The organism is Luteibacter pinisoli, from assembly GCF_006385595.1.
Lineage (GTDB): Bacteria > Pseudomonadota > Gammaproteobacteria > Xanthomonadales > Rhodanobacteraceae > Luteibacter > Luteibacter pinisoli.
The window spans coordinates 3027732-3047291 of sequence record NZ_CP041046.1; the positions used below are offsets into that span (position 1 = coordinate 3027732).

The following is a 19560-nucleotide window of genomic DNA, read 5'->3' on the forward strand; positions in this document are numbered from 1 at the left end:
CTCCTTCGTGTGGGGCCCGGTTGTTGCCAGTAGACCGGCACCTCAGGCGCCGATCGGTCGCATAACCTCGTCGAAGCTCAGTTCCTGGTCGGTGGATTTGGCGTTGTTCGCCACCCATTCGGCCACCTGGTCTTCCATCACGCGGTTCTGCAGTCCCTGCATCAGTTGGGGGTCACTGTTATACAGTTCAATGACCTTTTCCGGCTCTTCATAGGTAGAGGCAATGGCGGTGAGCATCTCGCCCATGCGCGAGCGGTCCAGGCGCAGCTCGTTCTTGCGGGCGATCTCGCCCATCAGCAGGGCGGCGATGACGCGCTTCTTCGCGAACGGCAGGGCCTGGGCCACCATTTCCGGCGACGGCTGCTGGCCGCGCGGGAGGTTGCCGGCCGCCAGGCTCTGCGCCTCGGCATTGGCCATCAGGTCGGGCACGTCCAGGTCCGGGTAGGCGCCGGCCAGCTTCTCAGCCACTTCCGACTTCAGGCGGGCCATCAGGGTGGCCTTGAGCTCGCGCTCGAGGTTCGCCCGCACTTCCTTGCGGAAGGTGTCGATGTTGCCGTCGACCACGCCGAACAGCTGGATGAAGTCAGCGTCCACGGCCGGGAGGTTCGGCTCCTGCACCTTCACGATCTTGAAGGTGACCTTGGCGGTCTTGCCGGCGAGTTCCGGGTTGCGGAAGTCTTCCGGGAAGGCCACGTCCTGGACCAGGTCGTCACCGGCGCTGCGACCGGTCAGGGCCTCGTCCAGGGCCTTGAACAGGGTGCCCGAGCCGATGACGCTGCCCGCGCGCTCCAGGCCTTCGGCCGGGAAGCGGTAGTCGCCGGCTTCGGCGGCGTATTCGAACATCACGAAATCGCCTTCCTTCGACGCGCGCGACACGTCGTCGAAGCTGCGGCGCTGCGTGCGGAGGGTTTCGATCATCTTGTCGATGTCCTCGTCCTTCACCTCGGCCTTCGGCCGGGCGATCTCGAGGGCAGCCACGTCGACGACCGGGAATTCCGGCATGATTTCGAACGTTGCGGTGTAGGCGATCTCGCCGTCTTCCGCATTGCCCGTGGTGTCGACCGACGGGTTGGCGATCGGCTGGAGCTTTTCCTGGTTCACGGCTTCACGCAGGGTGCTGCCGATGAGCTCCGAGAGGGCTTCGCCACGGACCTGCGCGCCAAAGCGCTGCTTGATCACGTTGGTGGGCACCTTGCCGGGACGGAAGCCCTTGAGGCGCACCGTACGGCCCATTTCCGCAATGCGCTCGGTGACCTGCGTCTCCAGGCGCTCGGCCGGGAACTTCACCGTGAGCTTGCGCCCGAGCTTGCCAACATTCTCAACCGAAACCTGCATGACCTCTCCTGAAACCGCCGCCGACGCGGCGCGATGGCAGCATCCGCCGCCTTGACCGAAAAACTAAGGGATACATCGCGAGCGTCTGGCCCCACCCGGCCATGCCGGCCCTGGCGAAATACCCCGCAAATGACTGCCCATTCTACGTTTTGCCGTCCCACGGCCGCAACAGGGCTTATGGGCCGATCCAGCGGCGGGCACCGGGCCCCTGCGAGGCCAGCGCGTCGCCCGGGTTGGCCAGGGCACAGGCGGATATCGACAGGCAGCCGCAACCGATGCAGTCGCCCAGCCGGTCTCGCAGGCTGGTGAGCTGCGCGATGCGCTGGTCGAGGTCCTCGCGCCACCGGCCAGACAGCTCGGCCCAGTCGTCCGGGCTGGGCGTGCGGCCCTCGGGGAGGCTTGCCAGGGCGTCGCGCACGGCGTCGAGGGGAATGCCCACCCGCTGGGCCACCCGGATCACGGCGATGCGGCGCAGGACGTCCCCGGCGTACCGCCGCTGGTTGCCCGCGGTGCGCAGGCTGTGGATCAGCCCTTTCCGCTCATAGAAATGCAGCGCCGACACCGCCACGCCGGACCGTCGCGCCACCTCGCCCACGCTCAGTTCACGCATTGCTTGACCTCAACCACGGTTTAGGTCCGATCCTGCCGTCTCCGGGCTGGCCACGCAAGCGTGCGACACTCCCCTCCCCCAAGGATTGACCATGAACGTGGGTATGTCTGACCCCAAGCTCCTCGATGCCACGGCTTCCCCCGCCGACGGCATCCTCGCTCCCCGCTACCGTGCCGCCACCCTGGGCATGGTGGCGCTGATATCGCTGCTCGCCTTCGAGGCCCTTGCGGTCACCACGGCCATGCCGACGGTGGCCCGCGAGCTCGATGGCCTGCGCCTCTACGCCCTGGCCTTTGGCGGGGTGCTCGCGACCAGCGTCATCGGCATGGTGATCTCCGGACGCTGGAGCGATCGCCGCGGGCCGGCGCCGGCCATGTGGACCGGCCTGGCCGGGTTCGTCATCGGCCTGCTGGTCGCCGGATTCGCCCATGCCATGCCCATGCTGCTGGCCGGGCGCCTGATCCAGGGCCTGGGCGCCGGCCTGCTCTCGCCGGCGCTTTACGTGATTGTCGGCCGCCTTTATCCGGATCGCCTGCGGCCGAAGGTGTTTGCCTCGTTTTCCGCGGCCTGGGTCGTGCCGGCGCTGGTCGGCCCCGCGGTGAGCGGCCTGATCGTCGAATACCTCGGCTGGCGTTGGGTGTTCCTTGGCGTCCCGCTGCTCGCCGTGCCCGCCGCGCTTGGCGTGCGCGGCGCCCTGCGCGCCCTCGATCCGCCGGCCGGGCACGTCAGCGACCAGCCGGGTCGCATGCTCAACGCGATCGGCGCGTCGATCGGCGCCTGCACGCTATTTTTCGCCGGCCAGGAACACGGGTGGCGAGGGGCGGTACTGCTGATTCCCGCCGTGGGCGCCCTGATCAGCTGCGGCCGGCGCCTGCTGCCACCCGGCACCCTGCGGGCCGCCCGCGGCCTGCCGGCCGTGATCGGCCTGCGCGGACTCGTCGCGTCAGCCTTTTTCGGCGCCGAGGCCTTCCTTCCGCTCGCCTTCTCCCGCCAGCACGGCCTGTCACCGATGTGGTCCGGCGTCGCTATCAGCGTGGGCGCGGTCGGCTGGTTCTCCGGCTCGTGGTACCAGGGCCACCTGGCAAGGATCTCCCGCCAGGCGCTGCTCAATCGCGGCACCGGGCTGATGGCCATCGGCACCGTGGTCACGGGTCTCGCGACGTTTGCCGCCGTGCCCGTACCGGTCGCCGTGCTTGGCTGGCTGGTGACCGGGCTCGGCATCGGCATGGTGTACGGCACCGTGTCGACGCTTGCCTTGTCGATGTCGGCCGAGCACGAGCAAGGCACGAACGCGTCGGCGCTGCAGCTATGCGAGTCGCTCGCGGTCGCCGCGACACTCGCCATCGGCGGATCGCTTTTTGCGGCATTGCTCAACGTGTCGCAGACCATGGCGTTCGGCGCGAACTTTGCGATCACGGCCACGCTGGCCTGGCTTGCGAATGCGGTAGCGCGCCGGACCAACGCGCCAACGCAGCGCTGATCGCGCACAAAGAAAAAGCCCCGGGCCATGATGGTCCGGGGCTTTTCTTTTTCTGGTGCGAAAGGTGGGACTCGAACCCACACGGTGTTACCCGCCAGAACCTAAATCTGGTGCGTCTACCAATTCCGCCACTCTCGCATAACCTGCATTCTAGAAGCCGGCCCGGTCAGGGTCCAGCACCGGGTTATCCCCGGCAACCGGAGAGCAAATCGAGCTCCGGCTTGTACACCGTGGTGCGGGTATCGAAGAACCCAAGCAAGGTGTGGAAGACATTGTCCTGGCTTGCCGCCTGCGTGCGCCGCTGGGCCATGCAGTCGAGGCGCAAGCCACTGTCGCGGATCCAGCCCGGGGAGAGCCACATCAGCATCGGGATGTGCTTCTGCTGGGTGGGTGCCGTCGCCCAATCCGCGCCGTGCAGGTAGACGTCCTTCTCGCCCAGCGATTCGCCATGGTCGGAGAGGTACATCATCGCGCTGTCGACCTCGGGGTCGGCCTTCAACGCATCGACGACGCGACCGAGGATGTGGTCGGTGTAGAGGATGGTGTTGTCGTAGCTGGCCACGGTCTGGTCGTACATGCAGGTCTGTACTTCCGCGGTATCGCAGCCTGGCTTGAACACGTTGAAGGCGGCCGGGTAGCGCTGGAAGTACGCGGGGCCATGGCTGCCCTTGATATGCAGCACGAGCAACGCCGGCGATTTCATCTGTGCGAGGCGCTGGGGAAGATCCGCCACCAGCACTTCGTCGACGCAGCCACTGGCATCGCACAGGCCGGCGATCTTCGCGTCGGTCAGGTCATCGTTCGGCACGCGCGCGCAGACGTCCTTGCAGCCCTCGTCGTTATCGCGCCAGTACACGTCCACGCCTGCGTGCTGGAGCACGTCCAGGGCATTCCAATGCGCCTTGGCCACGGCCTTGACGAATTTCTCGCGCGTCATATCCGAGAACATGCACGGCACCGACACGGTGGTGGCGGTGCCGCACGACCAGGCATCACTGAAGTAGATGGCCCCGGCCCGCTTCATCTCGGGATTCGTCTCGCGCGCGTAACCCTGCAGGGACTGGTTCTCCGCGCGGGCCGTCTCGCCGACGACCAGCACCACCACCCGCTTGCGCGCTGCCAGGGCGGCATTGGGCGCGAGCGTGGCGTCCGTGCCGATCGGCGTCATGGTCTTCTTCTTGCGGAAGACGTCGCGCTGGAGGTAATGGAACGTGCCGCTGAGCGCCGCGTAAGGGTGGTACACGTCGTACATGCCGCGGTGATTGCGCTCGAAGTACACGTAAGCCCGGCCGGCGAACAGCGGCGGGACCAGCAGCAGGATGGCGGCACCCACGACGATGGCGGCACGCAGGCGCAGGCTCGCCCAGAGCGGCCGGAAGCGTACCGGCGCGATCAGGACAAGCACGGCCGGAAGGATGCCGAACAGGCCGATCCACGTGACGGAGTCCGTCGTGATCAGGCCCATGGCCTCGGCGCGCGTCGTCTCGAAGATGCTCTGGATGATTTCCTCATTCAGGCGCACGCCGAAGGTCTGCGTGTAGTACGCACTGGCCGCCGACACGAGGATGAGGATGGCGAGCAGCGCCTTGCCGATGCGCGGCCACGTCACCAGCGCAAGGGTGAGCACGAGGTTGCCGATGAGGCGGCAGGTGACCGCGGCGCTCAGCACCCAGAACCCTGCCATTCCCTTCGAGGCGCCCAGCGCCGCATGGAACTCCGACCAGAGGCTGCGGTTGAGCACCGCGAGGATGTAGACGGCCACGAGGGCGCCCAGCAACCAGGCCGGGATGCCACGCTTGAAGCGGCGCGCGGCCGCGTAATCCTGGATGATCATAGTGTGCCAACCGGGGCCATCACGGCGCCTTGGACGAAATCGGGGCAAAGAAAAAGGCACTTAGATTTCTCTAAGTGCCTTATTCAAATTGGTGGGCCGTGTAAGATTCGAACTTACGACCAATTGATTAAGAGTCAACTGCTCTACCAACTGAGCTAACGGCCCGTAAAACTTAAATTGTTAAAACTTCTAAATGGGGTGAGCGATGGGACTCGAACCCACGACATCCGGAATCACAATCCGGGACTCTAACCAACTGAGCTACGCCCACCATAAACCTGAACTGGCGCGCCCGACAGGAATCGAACCTGCAACCGTCGGCTTAGAAGGCCGATGCTCTATCCGGTTGAGCTACAGGCGCAGGCACTGTACGTAGAGCACCAATGGTCGGGGCAGAGGGATTCGAACCCCCGACATCCAGCTCCCAAAGCTGGCGCTCTACCAGACTGAGCTATACCCCGAAACCTTAAACTACACCGATACCGCTGGTGAAGCTTTCAGATGCTACGGGTCAAAGCCAAGCCCGTCAATCCGTATGAACACACCACACTTTCAACTATCGCCACCGAACCACTTACGCTTCGATGGATTAAAAAATGGTGCGCCCGGAGAGATTCGAACTCCCGACCACCAAGTTCGTAGCCTGGTACTCTATCCAACTGAGCTACGGGCGCACACTTAAAACGGTAGACCCGGTGGAGACCGCTGTGAAGCGTTACCGCCGTGCCGAGAAGCGGAATTATTCAGATATCCGGGGTGTGCGTCAACACTTTTCTGAAACTTTTTTTCGCGCAACGGTAACAGTTGGGTCGAATGGACGGCTAAATGGTTGTCACATAAGAAAAGGGCGGCCATGGCCGCCCTTCCCTCTTACAGCTGCGTTGCCGGCTTGCCAACCTTATCCGGCGCCGGGCCAGCGTCACCACGCGGCGGCGGCGGCGGCGGGGAACCCGGCTTCTGCCAGTCCGCCGGCGGACCCGGCTCACGGCCGTTCATGATGTCGTCGATCTGCCGCGCGTCGATGGTCTCGTACTGCAGCAGGGTCTCGGCCATCACGTGCAGCTTGTCGATATTCGACGTCAGGAGCTCCTTGCTGCGCGCGTAAGCGCGATCAAGGATGGTGCGCACCACTTCGTCGATCTTGCGCGCGGTCTCGTTAGAGACGCTCTTGTGCTGCGTCACGGAGCGGCCGATGAAGACCTCGTCTTCCTCTTCGCCGTACATCACCGGGCCCAGCTCGTCGGACAGGCCCCACTTCGTGGCCATGTTGCGAGCCATCTTGGTGGCGCGCTCGATGTCGTTGGACGCACCCGTGGTGATCTTGTCGGCGCCGAAGATGATCTCTTCCGCGACGCGGCCGCCGTACAGCGAGGCCAGCTGCGATTCGATCGCCACCTTGTTCATGCTGTATCGATCGCCTTCCGGCAGGTACATGGTGACGCCCAGGGCGCGGCCACGCGGAATGATGGTGACCTTGTAGACCGGGTCGTGCTCCGGCACCAGGCGGCCGATGATGGCGTGGCCGGCCTCGTGGTACGCCGTCAGCTTCTTCTCTTCGTCGTTCATCGCCATGGAGCGACGCTCGGCACCCATCAGGATCTTGTCGCGTGCACGGTCCATATGGCTCATGCGCACTTCCCGCGCGTTCTCGCGCGCCGCGAACAGGGCCGCCTCGTTGACGAGGTTGGCCAGGTCCGCGCCGGAGAAGCCCGGCGTGCCGCGCGCGATCGTCATGGCGTCGACGTCGGCCGCGGTGGGCACCTTGCGCATGTGCACCTTGAGGATCTGGTCGCGGCCCTTGACGTCCGGCAGGCCCACGACGACCTGGCGGTCGAAACGGCCCGGACGCAGGAGCGCCGGATCCAGCACGTCGGGGCGGTTGGTCGCCGCGATGACGATGATGCCTTCCGTACCCTCGAAGCCATCCATTTCGACGAGCAGCTGGTTCAGCGTCTGCTCGCGCTCGTCGTGACCACCACCCATGCCGGCGCCACGATGGCGGCCAACGGCATCGATTTCGTCGATGAAGATGATGCAGGGCGCGTGCTTCTTGGCCTGCTCGAACATGTCGCGCACGCGGCTGGCGCCGACGCCGACGAACATTTCGACGAAGTCGGAACCGGAGATGGAGAAGAACGGCACTTTGGCTTCGCCGGCGATCGCCTTGGCGAGCAGCGTCTTGCCGGTACCCGGCGGACCCACCATCAGCACGCCGCGCGGGATCTTGCCGCCCAGCTTCTGGAACTTGCCGGGGTCGCGGAGGAACTCGACCAGTTCGCCGACCTCTTCCTTGGCCTCGTCACAGCCTGCCACGTCGGTGAAGTTGACCTTGACCTGGTCCTCGCCCTGCAGCTTGGCGCGCGAACGCCCGAAGCTCATGGCGCCACGGCCACCCGAGCCTGCCTGCATCTGGCGCATGAACCAGATCAGCACGGCGACGAAGATGATGATGGGCAGCCAGTTGAACAGCAGGCCGATCAGGGAGAAGCCGTTGTCGGCAGGCTCCTGGCGAAGCTCGACGCCCTTGTCGCGCATCTGCTTGACCAGGTCGCTCGTCGAAAGACCCACCACCGGGACCACGGTGCGATAGCTGCCGCCGTCCTTGAGCTTGCCGGTGATCGTCGGCGGGGCCGACGAAGTGATGGTGCCGCTGGCGACGTTACCGTTATCCACCTGCTGGGCAAAGGCCGTGTAGGACATGTCCTGCGACGACCCGCTGTGCGGGTTGAATGTCTGGAACACCGTAAGCAAGACCACCGCGATGATCAGCCAGAGCAACAGATTTTTAGCCATCTCATTCATGCGCGGTTCTCGCCAGGTTGCCGGGACGCGGCCTTGAGGCCGGTCGCCAGCGCATAGACCTCTCGCGAACGCGCACGGGAGGCCTTCGGTTTACGCATCGTCACGCGACTGAAGTCAGCGCGCAAGCTCTTTAGATACTCGTCGAAACCGGGCCCCTGGAACAACTTCACCAGGAACGACCCGTTTGGCGTCAGCCAGTCAAGCGCAAACTGCCGGGCAAGGTCGCAAAGGTCCATGGCGCGAATCTGATCCGCCAGGGCCACACCGGACATATTGGGGGCCATGTCCGACAGGACAAGATCCACCTTCTTGCCATCGAGCATGGCTTCCAGCTCGCGCAGCACGCTTTCTTCACGAAAATCGCCCTGCATGAAGTCCACGCCGGCCAGGCCCACCATCGGGAGGATGTCCAGGGCGATGACCTTGCCGGAGTCGCCCAGGCGCTTGCGCGCCAGCTGCGACCAGCCGCCTGGGGCCGCGCCCAGGTCGATGATGGTCATGCCCGGCTTGATCAGGCGATCTTTCTCAAGCACCTCTTCCAGCTTGAACACGGCGCGCGAGCGCATCCCCTCGGCCTGGGCCCGCTTTACATAAGGATCGTCGAAGTGCTCCTTGAGCCAGCGGGAGCTGCTTTTACTGCGTGCCATCGGCCGGGGAATCCGCCAGATAAAGAAGAGAGGGGTCGTGCATGATACCCTTTGCCCCCTCTCCCCCGCGAATCGAACCTGAACGCAATGTCGCTCTCCCCTACGCAGCGCCGCTACCTCCGCAGCCTGGCGCACGACCTCTCCCCGGTGATCCTGCTTGGCAACAAGGGCGCCACCGAGGCGGTGGCCAAGGAACTGGGCAACGCCCTCGACCAGCACGAGCTGGTGAAGGTGAAGCTGTCCGGCGGTGACAAGGAAGAGCGCCAGGCCCAGATTGCCTTCCTCAGTGGGCAAACCGGCGCCGAAGCCGTCCAGGAAATCGGCCACGTCGTGGTCCTGTTCCGTCGCAACGAACAGGATCCGAAGCTCGCCCTGCCCCGGTAAGCCCTATGGATCTCTCGCTCGATCGCCCCGGTGAATACCTCTTCATACGCCGGGTCGGCCCGACCACCGTCACGGTGGTCGACCGCGACTTCCACACCAGCCTGCTGGTAACCCCTGAAAAGGTGGTGGAAGACTGGGCCGTCACCGACGCGACGCAGATGAGTCTCAGCGACGTCGAGACGATGGCTGCACTCAACCCCGAACTCGTCATCATCGGCACCGGCGAACGGCAGGTGTTCCCGCCCGCCGAGGTCATGGCCGGCTTCCTGCGCCGGGGCATTGGCGTCGAGGCGATGACCAGCGGCTCGGCCGCGCGCACCTACAGCCTGCTGTCCGGCGAAGGCCGGAAAGTGCTGGCCGCCTTCATCCTGCCCAAGCAAGGCTAAACGCCCATGCGTATCCTGGTCCTCGGCGCCGGCGGGACCGGCGGCTACTTCGGCGGTCGGCTTGCCCAGGCCGCCATCGATGTCACCTTCCTCGTCCGCCCTGCCCGCGCCGCGGTGCTGGACGCCAGGGGCCTGGTGATCCGCAGCCCTTTCGGCGACGCGACCCTCGCCGTGAAGCACGTCAGGGCGGAGACCGTTGGCGACGCCGGTGCGTTCGACCTGGTATTGCTGTCCTGCAAGGCCTACGACCTGCACTCGGCGATCGAGGCCATCGATCCGGCGGTCGGCCCGGACACCGCCGTGCTCCCCATCCTCAATGGCCTGGCGCACTACCCGCTGCTGGATGCGCGCTTCGGCGCCGGGCAGGTCATCGGTGGCATGTGCATTATCAGCGCCGGGAAAGGGCCTGATGGGGAAGTCATCCATTTCGGCAACGGCGCCTCGATCACCTTTGGCGAGCGCGATGGCGTGGCGCGCGGCGGCCGCTGCGACGCCCTGGCCGCGGCGCTGACCCAGGCGAAGATCGACCACGTCCATTCGACCGACATCACGCGCGACCTGTGGGCGAAGTTCACCTTCCTCACGACGCTCGCCGGCGCCACCTGCCTGTTCCGCGCCAGCATTGGCGACATCGTGGGCACCGACGACGGCCGCCAGCTCATCGAGCAGCTCTACAACGAGTGCCTGGCGGTGGCGCGCGAGTCGGACCAGGCGGTGCCGGACCAGGCCCGCTCCATGGCGTGGAAGGTGTTGACCCAGGAAGGCTCGCCGCTGACCGCGTCGATGCTGCGCGACCTGGAATCGGGCCAGAAGATTGAAGGGGCGCATATCGTCGGCGACATGCTGGTTCGCGCCCATGCACGCGGTGTCAGGGCACCGATGCTCGAGACCGCCTGGGCGCACCTGCAGGCCTTTGAAGCCCGCAAGGCGCGAGAGGGCTGAGCCTTACTTCGGCGGCAGGTACTGCAGCGGATCGACCGGGTTGCCGTCGCGGCGGATCTGGAACTGCAGCTCATCACGCGTCGCGCCCGACGAACCCATTTCGGCGACGGCCTGGCCGCCCTTCACCTTTTCGCCTTCCTTCACCAGGCGCTTGCGGTTGTGGCCGTAGGCGGAAAGGAAGCTGTCGCTGTGCTTGATGATGACGAGCTCGCCATAGCCGACCAGGCCATTGCCGCTGTACACCACCACGCCATCGGCGGCCGCGCGAACCGGGTCACCCGACTTGCCGGCGATCTCGATACCGGGAATCGCATCACCTGACGCGAACCGCTTGATCAGCGAACCATCGGCCGGCCAGCGCCAGCTGATGCCACCCGCGTTGCGCGTGGCGCCACTGGTCACGATCGGCGTGGACGCCGGCGGATTTTCTACCGGTGGCGGCGTGGTCGCCGGTGCCGCAGCCGGCGGCGCCGGTGGCGGGACAACGGACTCGGCGGGCTTGCCAGCAACCACGACCGGCGTGTTCGTGGTGGTCGCCGGTGCCGGCGCGACGTCGGCGTCGCTCACGGCCTGGAACCCGGGTTGCGGCGCACCCGTCGGCGGCGGAGGCGGCGTGGACGGATGAGCGGCCGGCGGGGGCACCGCCGCGACAACCGGCGCAGCGTGCGTCGCCGGGGGCGTCGGTGCAGGCGCCGGGCCCGGCGGCGACAGGCGCAGCTCCTGCCCCGGCCAGATGGTGTACGAGGAGTCGACGTTGTTCCACTTCGCCAGGTCGCGGAAATCGACCTTGTTGCGGAAAGCGATGCTGTAAAGGGTGTCGCCCTTCACGACGTGGTACGACCCACCCGGCGGGGGCGGCGTGGATGGCGCACCATGCGGCGCGGCCGACGCCGGCTGGTACCCCGCGGGCCGCGTGACCACGACGGAATGCCGGCTGGGATCGAGATTGCCGCAAGCGGCCACGACCAGCGCCACGCCGGTAAGCGCAGCCCAGGCCAGTGGGCGAAGCGGACGCATCGCGGGTTTCCGTTCTCGGGCGCTCATCGCAGCAGGAACCACCAGGCAGCCAGGAGGATGATCACTACGATAACAGCCCAGCCTATCCACTCAATGTGTTTGCGCAGCGCCTGCTCGGCCCGTTCACCGAACAGCCGGACGAGGATCGCCAGCAGCCAGACCCGCTTGCCGCGACCGATCAGCATGCAGATGAGGAACGGCAGCAGCGGCACGCCGACGATGCCCGATGCCCAGGTGACGAACTTCATGGGCACCACGGGCTGCAGGGCCGCCATCGCCAGGACGATGTAGAGGCCGAGCGCGTGCGCCTGCATATCCTGGCGCAGGCTGCCCACGCCTTCCTCGATGTGCGACAGCAGGTGCAGGGAGGCCAGCAGCGGCTTCAGCGCCTCGTAGGCGTAGTGGCCCAACGCGTAACCCACCAGCGAACCCAGCAGCGAAAACAGCAGGCTCCAGTTCGCGAAGCGGAATGCCTTGCGCGGCTCGGCCAGCATCATCGGCGCGAGCATCACCTCGGGCATGATCGGGAAAATAAAGGCTTCGGCGAACGAAAGCCCTGCGAGATAGCGCACCGCGTGGCGGTGGCGTGCCCAGGTGATGGCACGCTCGTAAAGCGATCCGAACAGCCGCATTCAGCGGGCTCCCCTGTGTGGAAGGCGCATCAACCGATGCCGCCCAGAAGCGGAACAAAGCTGACCGCGCCAAGTTCTTCGCGGATGACGTCGCCCTTGTCGTCCTTGGACAACCGTACCAGCACCTGCTGGCTGGGGCTGCCCACGGGAGCAACCAGCACGCCGCCCGGCTTGAGCTGGTCGAGCAGCTGCACGGGAATGCGGTCACCCGCGGCGGTGAGGATGATGCCGTCGAACGGTGCGTCGGACGGCCAGCCGAGCTTGCCGTCGTCGTGGCGCGAACGCAGGTTTTCGATGCCGAGCTGGCGGAAGCGGCGGCGCGCCTGGCGCAGCAGCTCCTCGATACGTTCCACCGTATAGACGGTGGGCACGATGCCGGCCAGGACGGCCGCCTGGTAACCCGAACCCGTGCCGATTTCGAGCACACGCTCGGGCACGCCGCGCTCGATCAGCGCCTCCGTCATGCGCGCCACGATCCACGGCTGGGAGATGGTCTGCCCATGCCCGATGGGTAACGCGGTGTTCTCGTAAGCGCGCGAGTGCAGCGCCTGGTCGATGAAATGATGGCGAGGCAGGTGGCGGATCACCTCGAGCACGCGCTCGTCGCGAATGCCTTCCTCGACCAGCTTCGCCACCAGGCGGTCGCGCGCGCGCTGGGAGGTCATGCCTTCGCCGCGCAACGCGGATGGCGGCAGGGCGTGCAAGTTCACCACGTTACGCCGCCTCCTCGTTATCCATCGACGAGGACAGCGAGAGCATCCAGCTACTCACCTTCTCCAGCGCCTGGAAGCGCGTGAGGTCGGTATGGATCGGCGAAACGGAAACGTAGCCACGGCTGACGGCGTTGAAATCGGTGCCGGGGCCGGCGTCGTCGATCTTTCCCGGCGGGCCGATCCACCACATCGTGCGGCCACGCGGGTCCTCGCTGCGGATGGCCGGCGCCGAGCGGTGGCGCTTGCCCAGGCGGGTGACCTCGAAGCCACGGATCTCATCCCACGGCAGGTCGGGCACGTTCACGTTGAGGATGGTGTCGGCGGGCAGCGGGTCGACCACGAGGCGGCGCACCAGCATCAGCACCGCGTTGGCGGCGGACTCGAAGTGGTGGCCGGAGCCTTCCTTCGTCACCAGGGACACGGCGATGGCGGGCAGGCCGAGGAAGCGCCCTTCCATCGCGGCCGAGACGGTGCCCGAATAAATCACGTCGTCGCCAAGGTTGGCGCAGTTGTTGATGCCCGAAACGACGATGTCGATCTCGTGGTCCAGCAGGCCCGACAGCGCCAGGTGCACGCAGTCCGTCGGCGTGCCGGCGACACGGTAACGGCCGTCATCCAGGCGATGCACGCGGATGGGCGCATCAAGGGTGAGCGAGTTGCTCGCGCCGGAACGGTCACGGTCGGGTGCGACCACCGTCACCGTGCCAAAACCGGCAAGACGCTCGGCCAGGACCCGGATACCCGGAGCCTCTACGCCGTCGTCGTTGCTAACCAGAACTTGCATGCTGATCCAGATCGAAAAACCGGGCTGGCGACCCCATCTGTGGAGGGATCGCGCGACTGCCCAAGTCTACCGGAGCGGGACGCGGGATTCACCGGAACCGGCTAGGATGAACGCCATGAAGCGACGCAGCCCCGCGGTGCATGACGACGACAGCCGCCTGTTTCGCGAGGCGATCGGCGACGTTCGCCCCGTGGTCGTGGCAGAAACGGCGCCAGAGCGCCCGCGCCCCGAGCCCGTGCCGTTCATGCGCGACGCGGACGAGGCGGCTGTGCCGGCGGACTCGTTACTGTTCGATTACGACCCCGCCGAACTGGAAGTGGGCGAAGAATTATCGTATCTGCGCGACGGCTACCCGCCCAAACTGTTGAAACAGCTCAAGCGTGGCCAGTTCAGCATCCAGGCCGAGGTCGACCTGCACCAGATGAACGCGGCAGCCGCCCAGCTCACCATTGCGGACTTCCTGGCCGAATGCCGGCGCGACGGCATCCGTTGCGTGCGGATCATCCACGGCAAGGGCCTGCGCTCGAAGGCCGCCGGCCCGGTGCTGAAGGGACTGACCGACCGCTTGCTGCGGCGACGCGACGACGTGGTCGCCTTCGCCTCGGCCCGCCCCATGCAGGGCGGCACCGGTGCGGTCATCGTGCTGCTGAAGGGCTGACTTACCCCGTCACCGCGATCTCGCGGACGACCGTGGTGGCGTACGCGCCGGCCGGTAGCGAGAACGTCACTTCCAACGCACCGTCGTCGAGCCAGCGCCAGGCGAAATCAGCCGGTTTGAGACGAAGCGCCCGGCGCTCCTGATCCATCCGCGCGCCAATAAGGCCGGCGGCCAGGTCGCCATCCCGTTCGGCGATGCGGTTCTCGAGCGCAGCGACCTCGCCACCCGCGGGCGTGTCGCCACTGCCCCACAGCGGACCGGTCGGGTGGATGTCGAACCGGCCCAGGCGCTCGGCGAGCGTGTCGTTGAAGGCCTCCGGGCCGAACCACGAGCGCGAGCCGTCCAGGCCCCAGATCTCGCCGTCCATCGCCGAATCCCACGTGCCGGACGCCACGCGTTCGGCCAGGACGCCATTGAAGATGTGCGAGCGCGCCGCGGAGAGCAGGATGGAGCGCTTGTCGCGATCCACGCGCCGGCCCTTGAACATGGCGCGGGCCTGCTCGACGTTGTTGCCACCGAGACCGAAGCGCTGCTCGCCGAAATAATTGGGCACGCCGCGCGCCGCGATCGCCGCCAGGCGACCCTCGGCTTCCGCACGCTCGCCTTCGACGTCGCGCAGCACCAGCACGAAACGATTACCGCGCAAGGCGCCGCGCTTGATCTTGCGCGAATGCCGCCCCAGCGCCGTGAGCGTCACGTCCGCGTGCGGAAACGCCGCCCAGTCCGGGTCCGCCTTGCCGGGCAGCTGCACGGTGAAGACCTGACGGGTGACCGCGTGGCGGTCCTTCATGCCTGCGTAGCCCACGTTCATCGGCGCGATGCCGGCGAACTTCGCGACTTCACGGGCCACCCAGTCGGTGTTCTGGCCACGCTTTTCCACCAGCACGAACGCGTGCTCGCCCGCGCCATCGGGCTCGTAACCGAGGATCTCTTCCACGAAGAAATCCTCAGGCTGGGCTCGCAGGCGTGCGCGCAGCGGCGGGGCGCCGAAGGCGAAGGGCAGTTCGTACTCACTCATGGGGTAACGCCTTTACATCAGGAACAACGTGGCCAGGCCAAGGAAGATAAAAAAGCCGCCGCTGTCGGTCATGGCCGTGATCAGCACGCTGGAGCCCAGCGCAGGGTCGCGGCCGAGTTTCGTCATCAGCATGGGAATCCCCACGCCCATGAAGGCGGCCAGCAAGAGGTTCAGCGTCATCGCCGCCGTCATCACCATGCCCAGCGAGATGCTGTCGTAGAGCAGCCAGGCGACGACGCCAATCACGCCACCCCAGACGAGGCCGTTGATCAGCGCGACGCACAGCTCCTTGCGCCACAGGCGACCCGCTTGCGCCACGCTCACCTGCTCCAGCGCCATGGCGCGGACGATCATGGTGATGGTCTGGTTGCCCGAGTTACCGCCGATACCGGCGACGATGGGCATCAGCGCGGCCAACGCCACCAGGCGCTCGATCGAGTGCTCGAACAGGCCGATGACGCGCGAGGCGATGAAGGCGGTGACCAGGTTGGTCGCCAGCCAGGCCCAGCGATTGCGCACGGACTTCCACACCGAGGCGAAGATGTCCTCCTCTTCGCGCAGGCCACCGCGCGACAGCGCTTCCGCCTCGCCCTCTTCGCGGATCAGGTCGATCATGGCGTCCACGGCGATGCGGCCGATCAGGCGCATGTGGGCGTCAACCACCGGCGCCGTCACCAGGTCGTAGCGCTCGAAGGCCTGGGCCACGTCATAGGCGTCATCTTCGGGGCGAAACGTGTTCACGTCCGGCGCCATGATCTGATGCACCATCTTGTCCGGCGAATTCACCAGCAGCCAGTGCAGCGGCAGCACGCCGGTGAGCACATGGTCGGCGTTGACGACGAACAGCTTGTCCGTCTGCGCCGGCAGCTCGTCGAAGCGGCGCAGGTAACGCAGCACCACCTCGAGACTGATGTCTTCGCGGATGGTGACCATGTCGAAGTCCATCAACGCGCCGACCTTGTCGTCGTCGTAGGACATGGCGGCCTGGACGCGCTCGCGCTCCTGCGCGTCGAGGCTGGCCATCAGTTCCGGCAGCACCTCGGTGGGCAGGTCGTCGACCAGGTCGGCGAGTTCGTCTGCATCGAGCGGTTCGACGGCAGCGAGGATCTCGCGGTCGTCCATGTCCGCGATCAGCGATTCGCGGACGGAATCCGACACCTCGAGCAGGATTTCGCCATCGCGGTCGCTGCGCACGCGCTGCCACACGGCAAGGCGATCGGCCAGCGGCAGGGATTCCAGCACGTCGGCCAGGTCTGCCGGATGGATGTCGTCGAGCCTGGCCTGCAACGCCGCGTCGACCGCCTCCAGTGCGTCGGCATCGCCGGCGGGCGTCGTCGCCGCCAGCGCCACCAGCGCCTCGCGCCGGCGCAGCAGGTCATTGACCGCCTCCAGGCGATCCTGCAGGCGTGGTGTCGACGTGCGGGCGTCGAGTTCGCTCACGCGGGCTGGACCAGCACGCTCGCCAGCGCGGCGATGCCTTCGCGGCGACCGGTGAACCCGAGGGTTTCCGTGGTGGTGGCCTTGATGCTGATGCGATCGACGTCCACGCCGAGATCCTCGGCGATGTTCGCGCGCATGGCCTCGGCGTGCGGCAGCACCTTGGGCGCCTCGCAGATCACGGTCATGTCGGCATTGCCGAGCACGTAGCCGCGCTCGCGCACCAGTTCGCGCACGGCGCGCACGAAGGTACGGCTATCCGCGCCGCGCCACTTGTCGTCCGAGGGCGGGAAATGCTTGCCGATGTCACCCAGCGCCAGCGCGCCGAGCAAGGCATCGCACAGGGCATGGAGGACCACGTCGCCATCGGAATGCGCCAGCACGCCCTGCTTGTGCGGCACGCGGACGCCGCCGAGCATCACGTGGTCGCCTTCGCCGAAGGCATGCACGTCGAATCCCTGTCCGATGCGGATCATCTTGTTCTCCCGAGCAGGAACTCCGCCAGCGCGAAGTCCGCCGGCGTGGTCACCTTGATATTGTCTTCCGATCCTTCGACCAGCAACGGTGTGGCGCCTGCGCGCTCCATCGCCATGGCCTCGTCGCTGACCACGATACCGGCATCGGCGGCAAGGCGAAGTGCACGCGCCAGTTCGGCGCGGCGAAACATCTGTGGGGTAAAGGCGCGCCAGCGGCCCTCGCGCGGTTCCGTACCGGCGCTGTGGCCCTCGCCATCCGCGCGTTTGAGCGTATCGCGCAGCGGTGCGCCCAGGAGGCCACCCGCACCCTGCCCGGCCAGCGTCACGAGACGGGTGATGTCGTCGGCACGCACGCACGGCCGCGCCGCATCGTGCACCAGCACCAGGGCGTCGTCGGCCACGGAGGATGGCAACGCGTCGAGGCCGGCCAGCACGGAATGGCTGCGTTCGCTGCCGCCCACCGTGGTGAGCAACGGCTTGCCGTGCACGTGATCCACGGCGGCGAAATGCAGGTCATCCGCGGCGATCACCACCATCAGGCCGGCGATCAGCGGATGTGCCGCAAGGCGCTCCAGTGTGTGGTCCAGCAGTGGCCTTCCGGCCACGTGCTGGTATTGCTTGGGCCGGTCACCACCGGCCCGGACGCCCTTGCCGGCCGCCGGAATCACGCACCAGAGGGCGTCCATTACTGGTCGCCAGCGGTCACGGGCGGCGGGGTCGGCGGCGCGCTGGTCGCGGCCCCCGGCTCCACCACCTGGTAGAACGTCTCACCCTGCTTGATCAGGCCCAGTTCCTGGCGAGCACGGGCCTCGGTGGCCTGCTCGCCATGCTTCAGGTCTTCCACGTCAGCCGCGAGGGCTTCGTTGCGCTTTTGCAACGTGGCGTTTTCCTCGGTCTGGGTCTTGACCGCCGCCCGCAGTGAATCCACCTCGGCCATCCCCCCACCGCCGACCCACAGCTTCAGCTGCAGCGCGATGAGGATGACGACGAGGATCAGGCCGACCCAGCGCAGGATTGCCGCGTTGCTCACGGTGCCCCGTTAGCCCGGCAGCTTGGTCAGGTTCGGGAACGCGTGGCGGCCGGCGTACTTCGCCTTCGCGCCCAGCGCTTCCTCGATCCGCAGCAGCTGGTTGTACTTGGCCACGCGGTCGGTACGGCACAGCGAACCGGTCTTGATCTGGGTCGCGGTGGTCGCCACGGCGATGTCCGAAATCGTGGTGTCTTCGGTTTCGCCCGAGCGGTGCGACACGATGGCGGCGTACTTCGCGCGGTCGGCCATGGCGATGGCTTCGAGCGTTTCGGACAGCGTGCCGATCTGGTTGACCTTGATCAGGATGGCGTTGGCAATCTTCTTGTCGATGCCTTCCTGGAAGATCTTCGGGTTGGTGACGAACAGATCGTCGCCGACCAGCTGGATCGCGCCGTCCACGACCTTGGTCAGGTGCGCCCAGCCGTCCCAGTCGCCTTCGGCCATGCCGTCTTCGATGGTGACGATCGGGTACTGCTTCGCCCACGAGGCCAGCGTGTCCACCCACTGTTCCGGGGTGAAGACCTTGCCTTCGCCTTCGAGGTCGTACTTGCCGTTCTTGAAGAACTCCGAGCTGGCGACGTCGAGGCCGAGCAGGATGTCGCTGCCGACCTTGAAGCCGGCCTTGTTGACCGCTTCCAGGATCGTGTCCAGCGCTTCGACGTTCGACTTCAGGTTCGGCGCGAAGCCGCCCTCGTCGCCCACCGAGGTATTGAGGCCGCGGCCCTTCAGCACCGACTTCAGCGCGTGGAAGATTTCCGCGCCGTGGCGCAGCGCTTCGGCGAAGGTGGGTGCGCCGACCGGCAGCACCATGAATTCCTGCACGTCGACGTTGTTATCGGCATGCGCGCCACCGTTGATGATGTTCATCATCGGCACCGGCAGCGAGCCACCACCGTCCACCATCAGGTACTGCCACAGCGGCTGCTTCTTCGAGGCGGCGACGGCATGCGCAGCAGCCATCGACACGGCCAGCAGCGCGTTGGCACCGAGGTTGCTCTTGTTGTCCGTCCCGTCGAGGGCGATCAGCTTGGCATCCAGGCCCTTCTGGTCCGCGGCGTCGTAACCGGCCAGCGCCTTGGCGATGGTGGTGTTGACGTTGCCGACGGCCTTGGTCACGCCCTTGCCGCCGTAGCGGCTCTTGTCGCCGTCGCGCAGCTCCACGGCTTCGCGGACGCCGGTAGACGCGCCGCTGGGCACGGCCGCGCGGCCGAACGAACCGTCGGCCAGGGTGACTTCGGCTTCGAGGGTGGGGTTACCGCGCGAGTCGAGGATTTCGCGGGCGTGGATCTTGGTGATCGAAGTGGTCATGCGCTTCCCGTTACGAGTTGGAATGACGGAGCACGGTACCGGTCGGCCTTGCGGCCCCGGTACCAGG

At 66.5% G+C, this 19560-nt stretch carries 20 protein-coding genes and 6 tRNA genes; 5 read left to right on the forward strand and 21 right to left on the reverse strand.

Going from position 1 to position 19560, the window contains the following annotated elements; all coding sequences use genetic code 11:
• Positions 1-42 precede the first annotated feature (42 nt).
• Together tig and soxR are read right to left on the reverse strand one after the other, a co-directional pair.
• Complete coding sequence (gene tig, locus FIV34_RS13720; RefSeq protein WP_139983677.1) at positions 43-1335, reverse strand: trigger factor; 1293 nt, start codon at positions 1333-1335, stop codon at positions 43-45.
• A gap of 175 nt (positions 1336-1510) precedes the next feature.
• Positions 1511-1945 carry a redox-sensitive transcriptional activator SoxR gene (gene soxR / locus FIV34_RS13725; protein WP_139983679.1) on the reverse strand — a complete coding sequence of 145 codons (435 nt, stop codon included), beginning with the start codon at positions 1943-1945 and terminating at the stop codon, positions 1511-1513.
• Positions 1946-2036: 91 nt separating this feature from the next.
• Between soxR and FIV34_RS13730 the strand changes: the two genes are divergently transcribed.
• Entirely contained in the window at positions 2037-3425 is a 1389-nt protein-coding gene (locus FIV34_RS13730; protein ID WP_246058622.1) for an MFS transporter, read from the forward strand.
• Positions 3426-3478: 53 nt separating this feature from the next.
• Here FIV34_RS13730 and FIV34_RS13735 read toward each other — a convergent pair.
• From FIV34_RS13735 to rlmE, 9 genes are all read right to left on the reverse strand, one after another.
• Positions 3479-3563, reverse strand: a tRNA-Leu gene (locus FIV34_RS13735).
• Positions 3564-3609: 46 nt separating this feature from the next.
• Positions 3610-5259, reverse strand: a complete 1650-nt coding sequence (locus tag FIV34_RS13740) for a phosphoethanolamine transferase (RefSeq protein WP_139983681.1) — start codon at positions 5257-5259, stop codon at positions 3610-3612.
• Positions 5260-5348: 89 nt separating this feature from the next.
• Positions 5349-5424, reverse strand: a tRNA-Lys gene (locus FIV34_RS13745).
• A 29-nt stretch (positions 5425-5453) separates the two neighbouring features.
• Positions 5454-5530: transfer RNA gene (locus FIV34_RS13750), tRNA-His, on the reverse strand.
• A 13-nt stretch (positions 5531-5543) separates the two neighbouring features.
• Positions 5544-5620, reverse strand: a tRNA-Arg gene (locus tag FIV34_RS13755).
• Between the two features lie 23 nt (positions 5621-5643).
• A tRNA-Pro gene (locus tag FIV34_RS13760) sits at positions 5644-5720 on the reverse strand.
• Between the two features lie 136 nt (positions 5721-5856).
• Positions 5857-5933: transfer RNA gene (locus FIV34_RS13765), tRNA-Arg, on the reverse strand.
• Between the two features lie 196 nt (positions 5934-6129).
• Entirely contained in the window at positions 6130-8061 is a 1932-nt protein-coding gene (ftsH, locus tag FIV34_RS13770; RefSeq protein WP_211352634.1) for an ATP-dependent zinc metalloprotease FtsH, read from the reverse strand.
• Positions 8058-8708 (reverse strand): 23S rRNA (uridine(2552)-2'-O)-methyltransferase RlmE, encoded by a 651-nt coding sequence (gene rlmE / locus FIV34_RS13775; RefSeq protein ID WP_139983683.1) that lies wholly within the window; start codon positions 8706-8708, stop codon positions 8058-8060. Before rlmE ends, ftsH begins: the two co-directional genes overlap by 4 nt.
• A gap of 87 nt (positions 8709-8795) precedes the next feature.
• Here rlmE and yhbY point away from each other — a divergent pair, with 87 nt between their 5' ends.
• From yhbY to panE, 3 genes are read left to right on the forward strand one after another with little or no spacing between them, the layout of a single operon-like run.
• The gene (yhbY, locus tag FIV34_RS13780; protein WP_139983685.1) at positions 8796-9092 is read left to right on the forward strand and encodes a ribosome assembly RNA-binding protein YhbY; all 297 of its coding nucleotides are present in this window, start codon (positions 8796-8798) and stop codon (positions 9090-9092) included.
• A 5-nt stretch (positions 9093-9097) separates the two neighbouring features.
• The gene (locus FIV34_RS13785; RefSeq protein WP_139983687.1) at positions 9098-9478 is read left to right on the forward strand and encodes an Mth938-like domain-containing protein; all 381 of its coding nucleotides are present in this window, start codon (positions 9098-9100) and stop codon (positions 9476-9478) included.
• A 6-nt stretch (positions 9479-9484) separates the two neighbouring features.
• Positions 9485-10420: a 2-dehydropantoate 2-reductase gene (panE, locus tag FIV34_RS13790; RefSeq protein WP_139983689.1), complete on the forward strand. Its 936-nt coding sequence runs from the start codon at positions 9485-9487 to the stop codon at positions 10418-10420.
• Positions 10421-10423: 3 nt separating this feature from the next.
• Here panE and FIV34_RS13795 read toward each other — a convergent pair whose 3' ends face one another.
• The 4 genes from FIV34_RS13795 to surE are packed head-to-tail and all read right to left on the reverse strand — an operon-like array spanning position 10424 to position 13566.
• Positions 10424-11437: a peptidoglycan DD-metalloendopeptidase family protein gene (locus tag FIV34_RS13795; RefSeq protein ID WP_139983691.1), complete on the reverse strand. Its 1014-nt coding sequence runs from the start codon at positions 11435-11437 to the stop codon at positions 10424-10426.
• 23 nt (positions 11438-11460) lie between these two features.
• The gene (locus tag FIV34_RS13800; RefSeq protein ID WP_139983693.1) at positions 11461-12069 is read right to left on the reverse strand and encodes a YqaA family protein; all 609 of its coding nucleotides are present in this window, start codon (positions 12067-12069) and stop codon (positions 11461-11463) included.
• 29 nt (positions 12070-12098) lie between these two features.
• Positions 12099-12734: a protein-L-isoaspartate(D-aspartate) O-methyltransferase gene (locus FIV34_RS13805; RefSeq protein ID WP_139985948.1), complete on the reverse strand. Its 636-nt coding sequence runs from the start codon at positions 12732-12734 to the stop codon at positions 12099-12101.
• Positions 12735-12783: 49 nt separating this feature from the next.
• On the reverse strand, positions 12784-13566 hold the full coding sequence (gene surE, locus FIV34_RS13810) for a 5'/3'-nucleotidase SurE (RefSeq protein WP_139983695.1): 783 nt from the start codon (positions 13564-13566) through the stop codon (positions 12784-12786).
• 115 nt (positions 13567-13681) lie between these two features.
• Here surE and FIV34_RS13815 point away from each other — a divergent pair, with 115 nt between their 5' ends.
• Entirely contained in the window at positions 13682-14224 is a 543-nt protein-coding gene (locus FIV34_RS13815; protein ID WP_139985950.1) for a Smr/MutS family protein, read from the forward strand.
• A gap of 1 nt (position 14225) precedes the next feature.
• On the opposite strand, the gene truD is transcribed toward FIV34_RS13815, so the two are convergent.
• Genes truD through eno form a run of 6 tightly spaced genes read right to left on the reverse strand, consistent with a single transcriptional unit; the run spans position 14226 to position 19493 of the window.
• Entirely contained in the window at positions 14226-15242 is a 1017-nt protein-coding gene (gene truD, locus FIV34_RS13820) for a tRNA pseudouridine(13) synthase TruD (protein ID WP_139983698.1), read from the reverse strand.
• A gap of 12 nt (positions 15243-15254) precedes the next feature.
• On the reverse strand, positions 15255-16682 hold the full coding sequence (gene mgtE / locus FIV34_RS13825) for a magnesium transporter (protein WP_139983700.1): 1428 nt from the start codon (positions 16680-16682) through the stop codon (positions 15255-15257).
• A complete protein-coding gene (gene ispF, locus FIV34_RS13830; protein ID WP_139983702.1) occupies positions 16679-17155 on the reverse strand; it encodes a 2-C-methyl-D-erythritol 2,4-cyclodiphosphate synthase in 477 nt (158 codons plus the stop codon). The genes mgtE and ispF overlap by 4 nt, the downstream gene beginning before the upstream one ends.
• A complete protein-coding gene (ispD, locus tag FIV34_RS13835) occupies positions 17152-17841 on the reverse strand; it encodes a 2-C-methyl-D-erythritol 4-phosphate cytidylyltransferase (RefSeq protein WP_139983705.1) in 690 nt (229 codons plus the stop codon). Before ispD ends, ispF begins: the two co-directional genes overlap by 4 nt.
• Positions 17841-18170 carry a cell division protein FtsB gene (gene ftsB, locus FIV34_RS13840; RefSeq protein ID WP_139985952.1) on the reverse strand — a complete coding sequence of 110 codons (330 nt, stop codon included), beginning with the start codon at positions 18168-18170 and terminating at the stop codon, positions 17841-17843. The genes ispD and ftsB overlap by 1 nt, the downstream gene beginning before the upstream one ends.
• Before the next feature lie 24 nt (positions 18171-18194).
• Positions 18195-19493, reverse strand: coding sequence for a phosphopyruvate hydratase (gene eno / locus FIV34_RS13845; protein WP_139983707.1), 1299 nt, complete (start codon positions 19491-19493; stop codon positions 18195-18197).
• Positions 19494-19560: the final 67 nt, after the last annotated feature.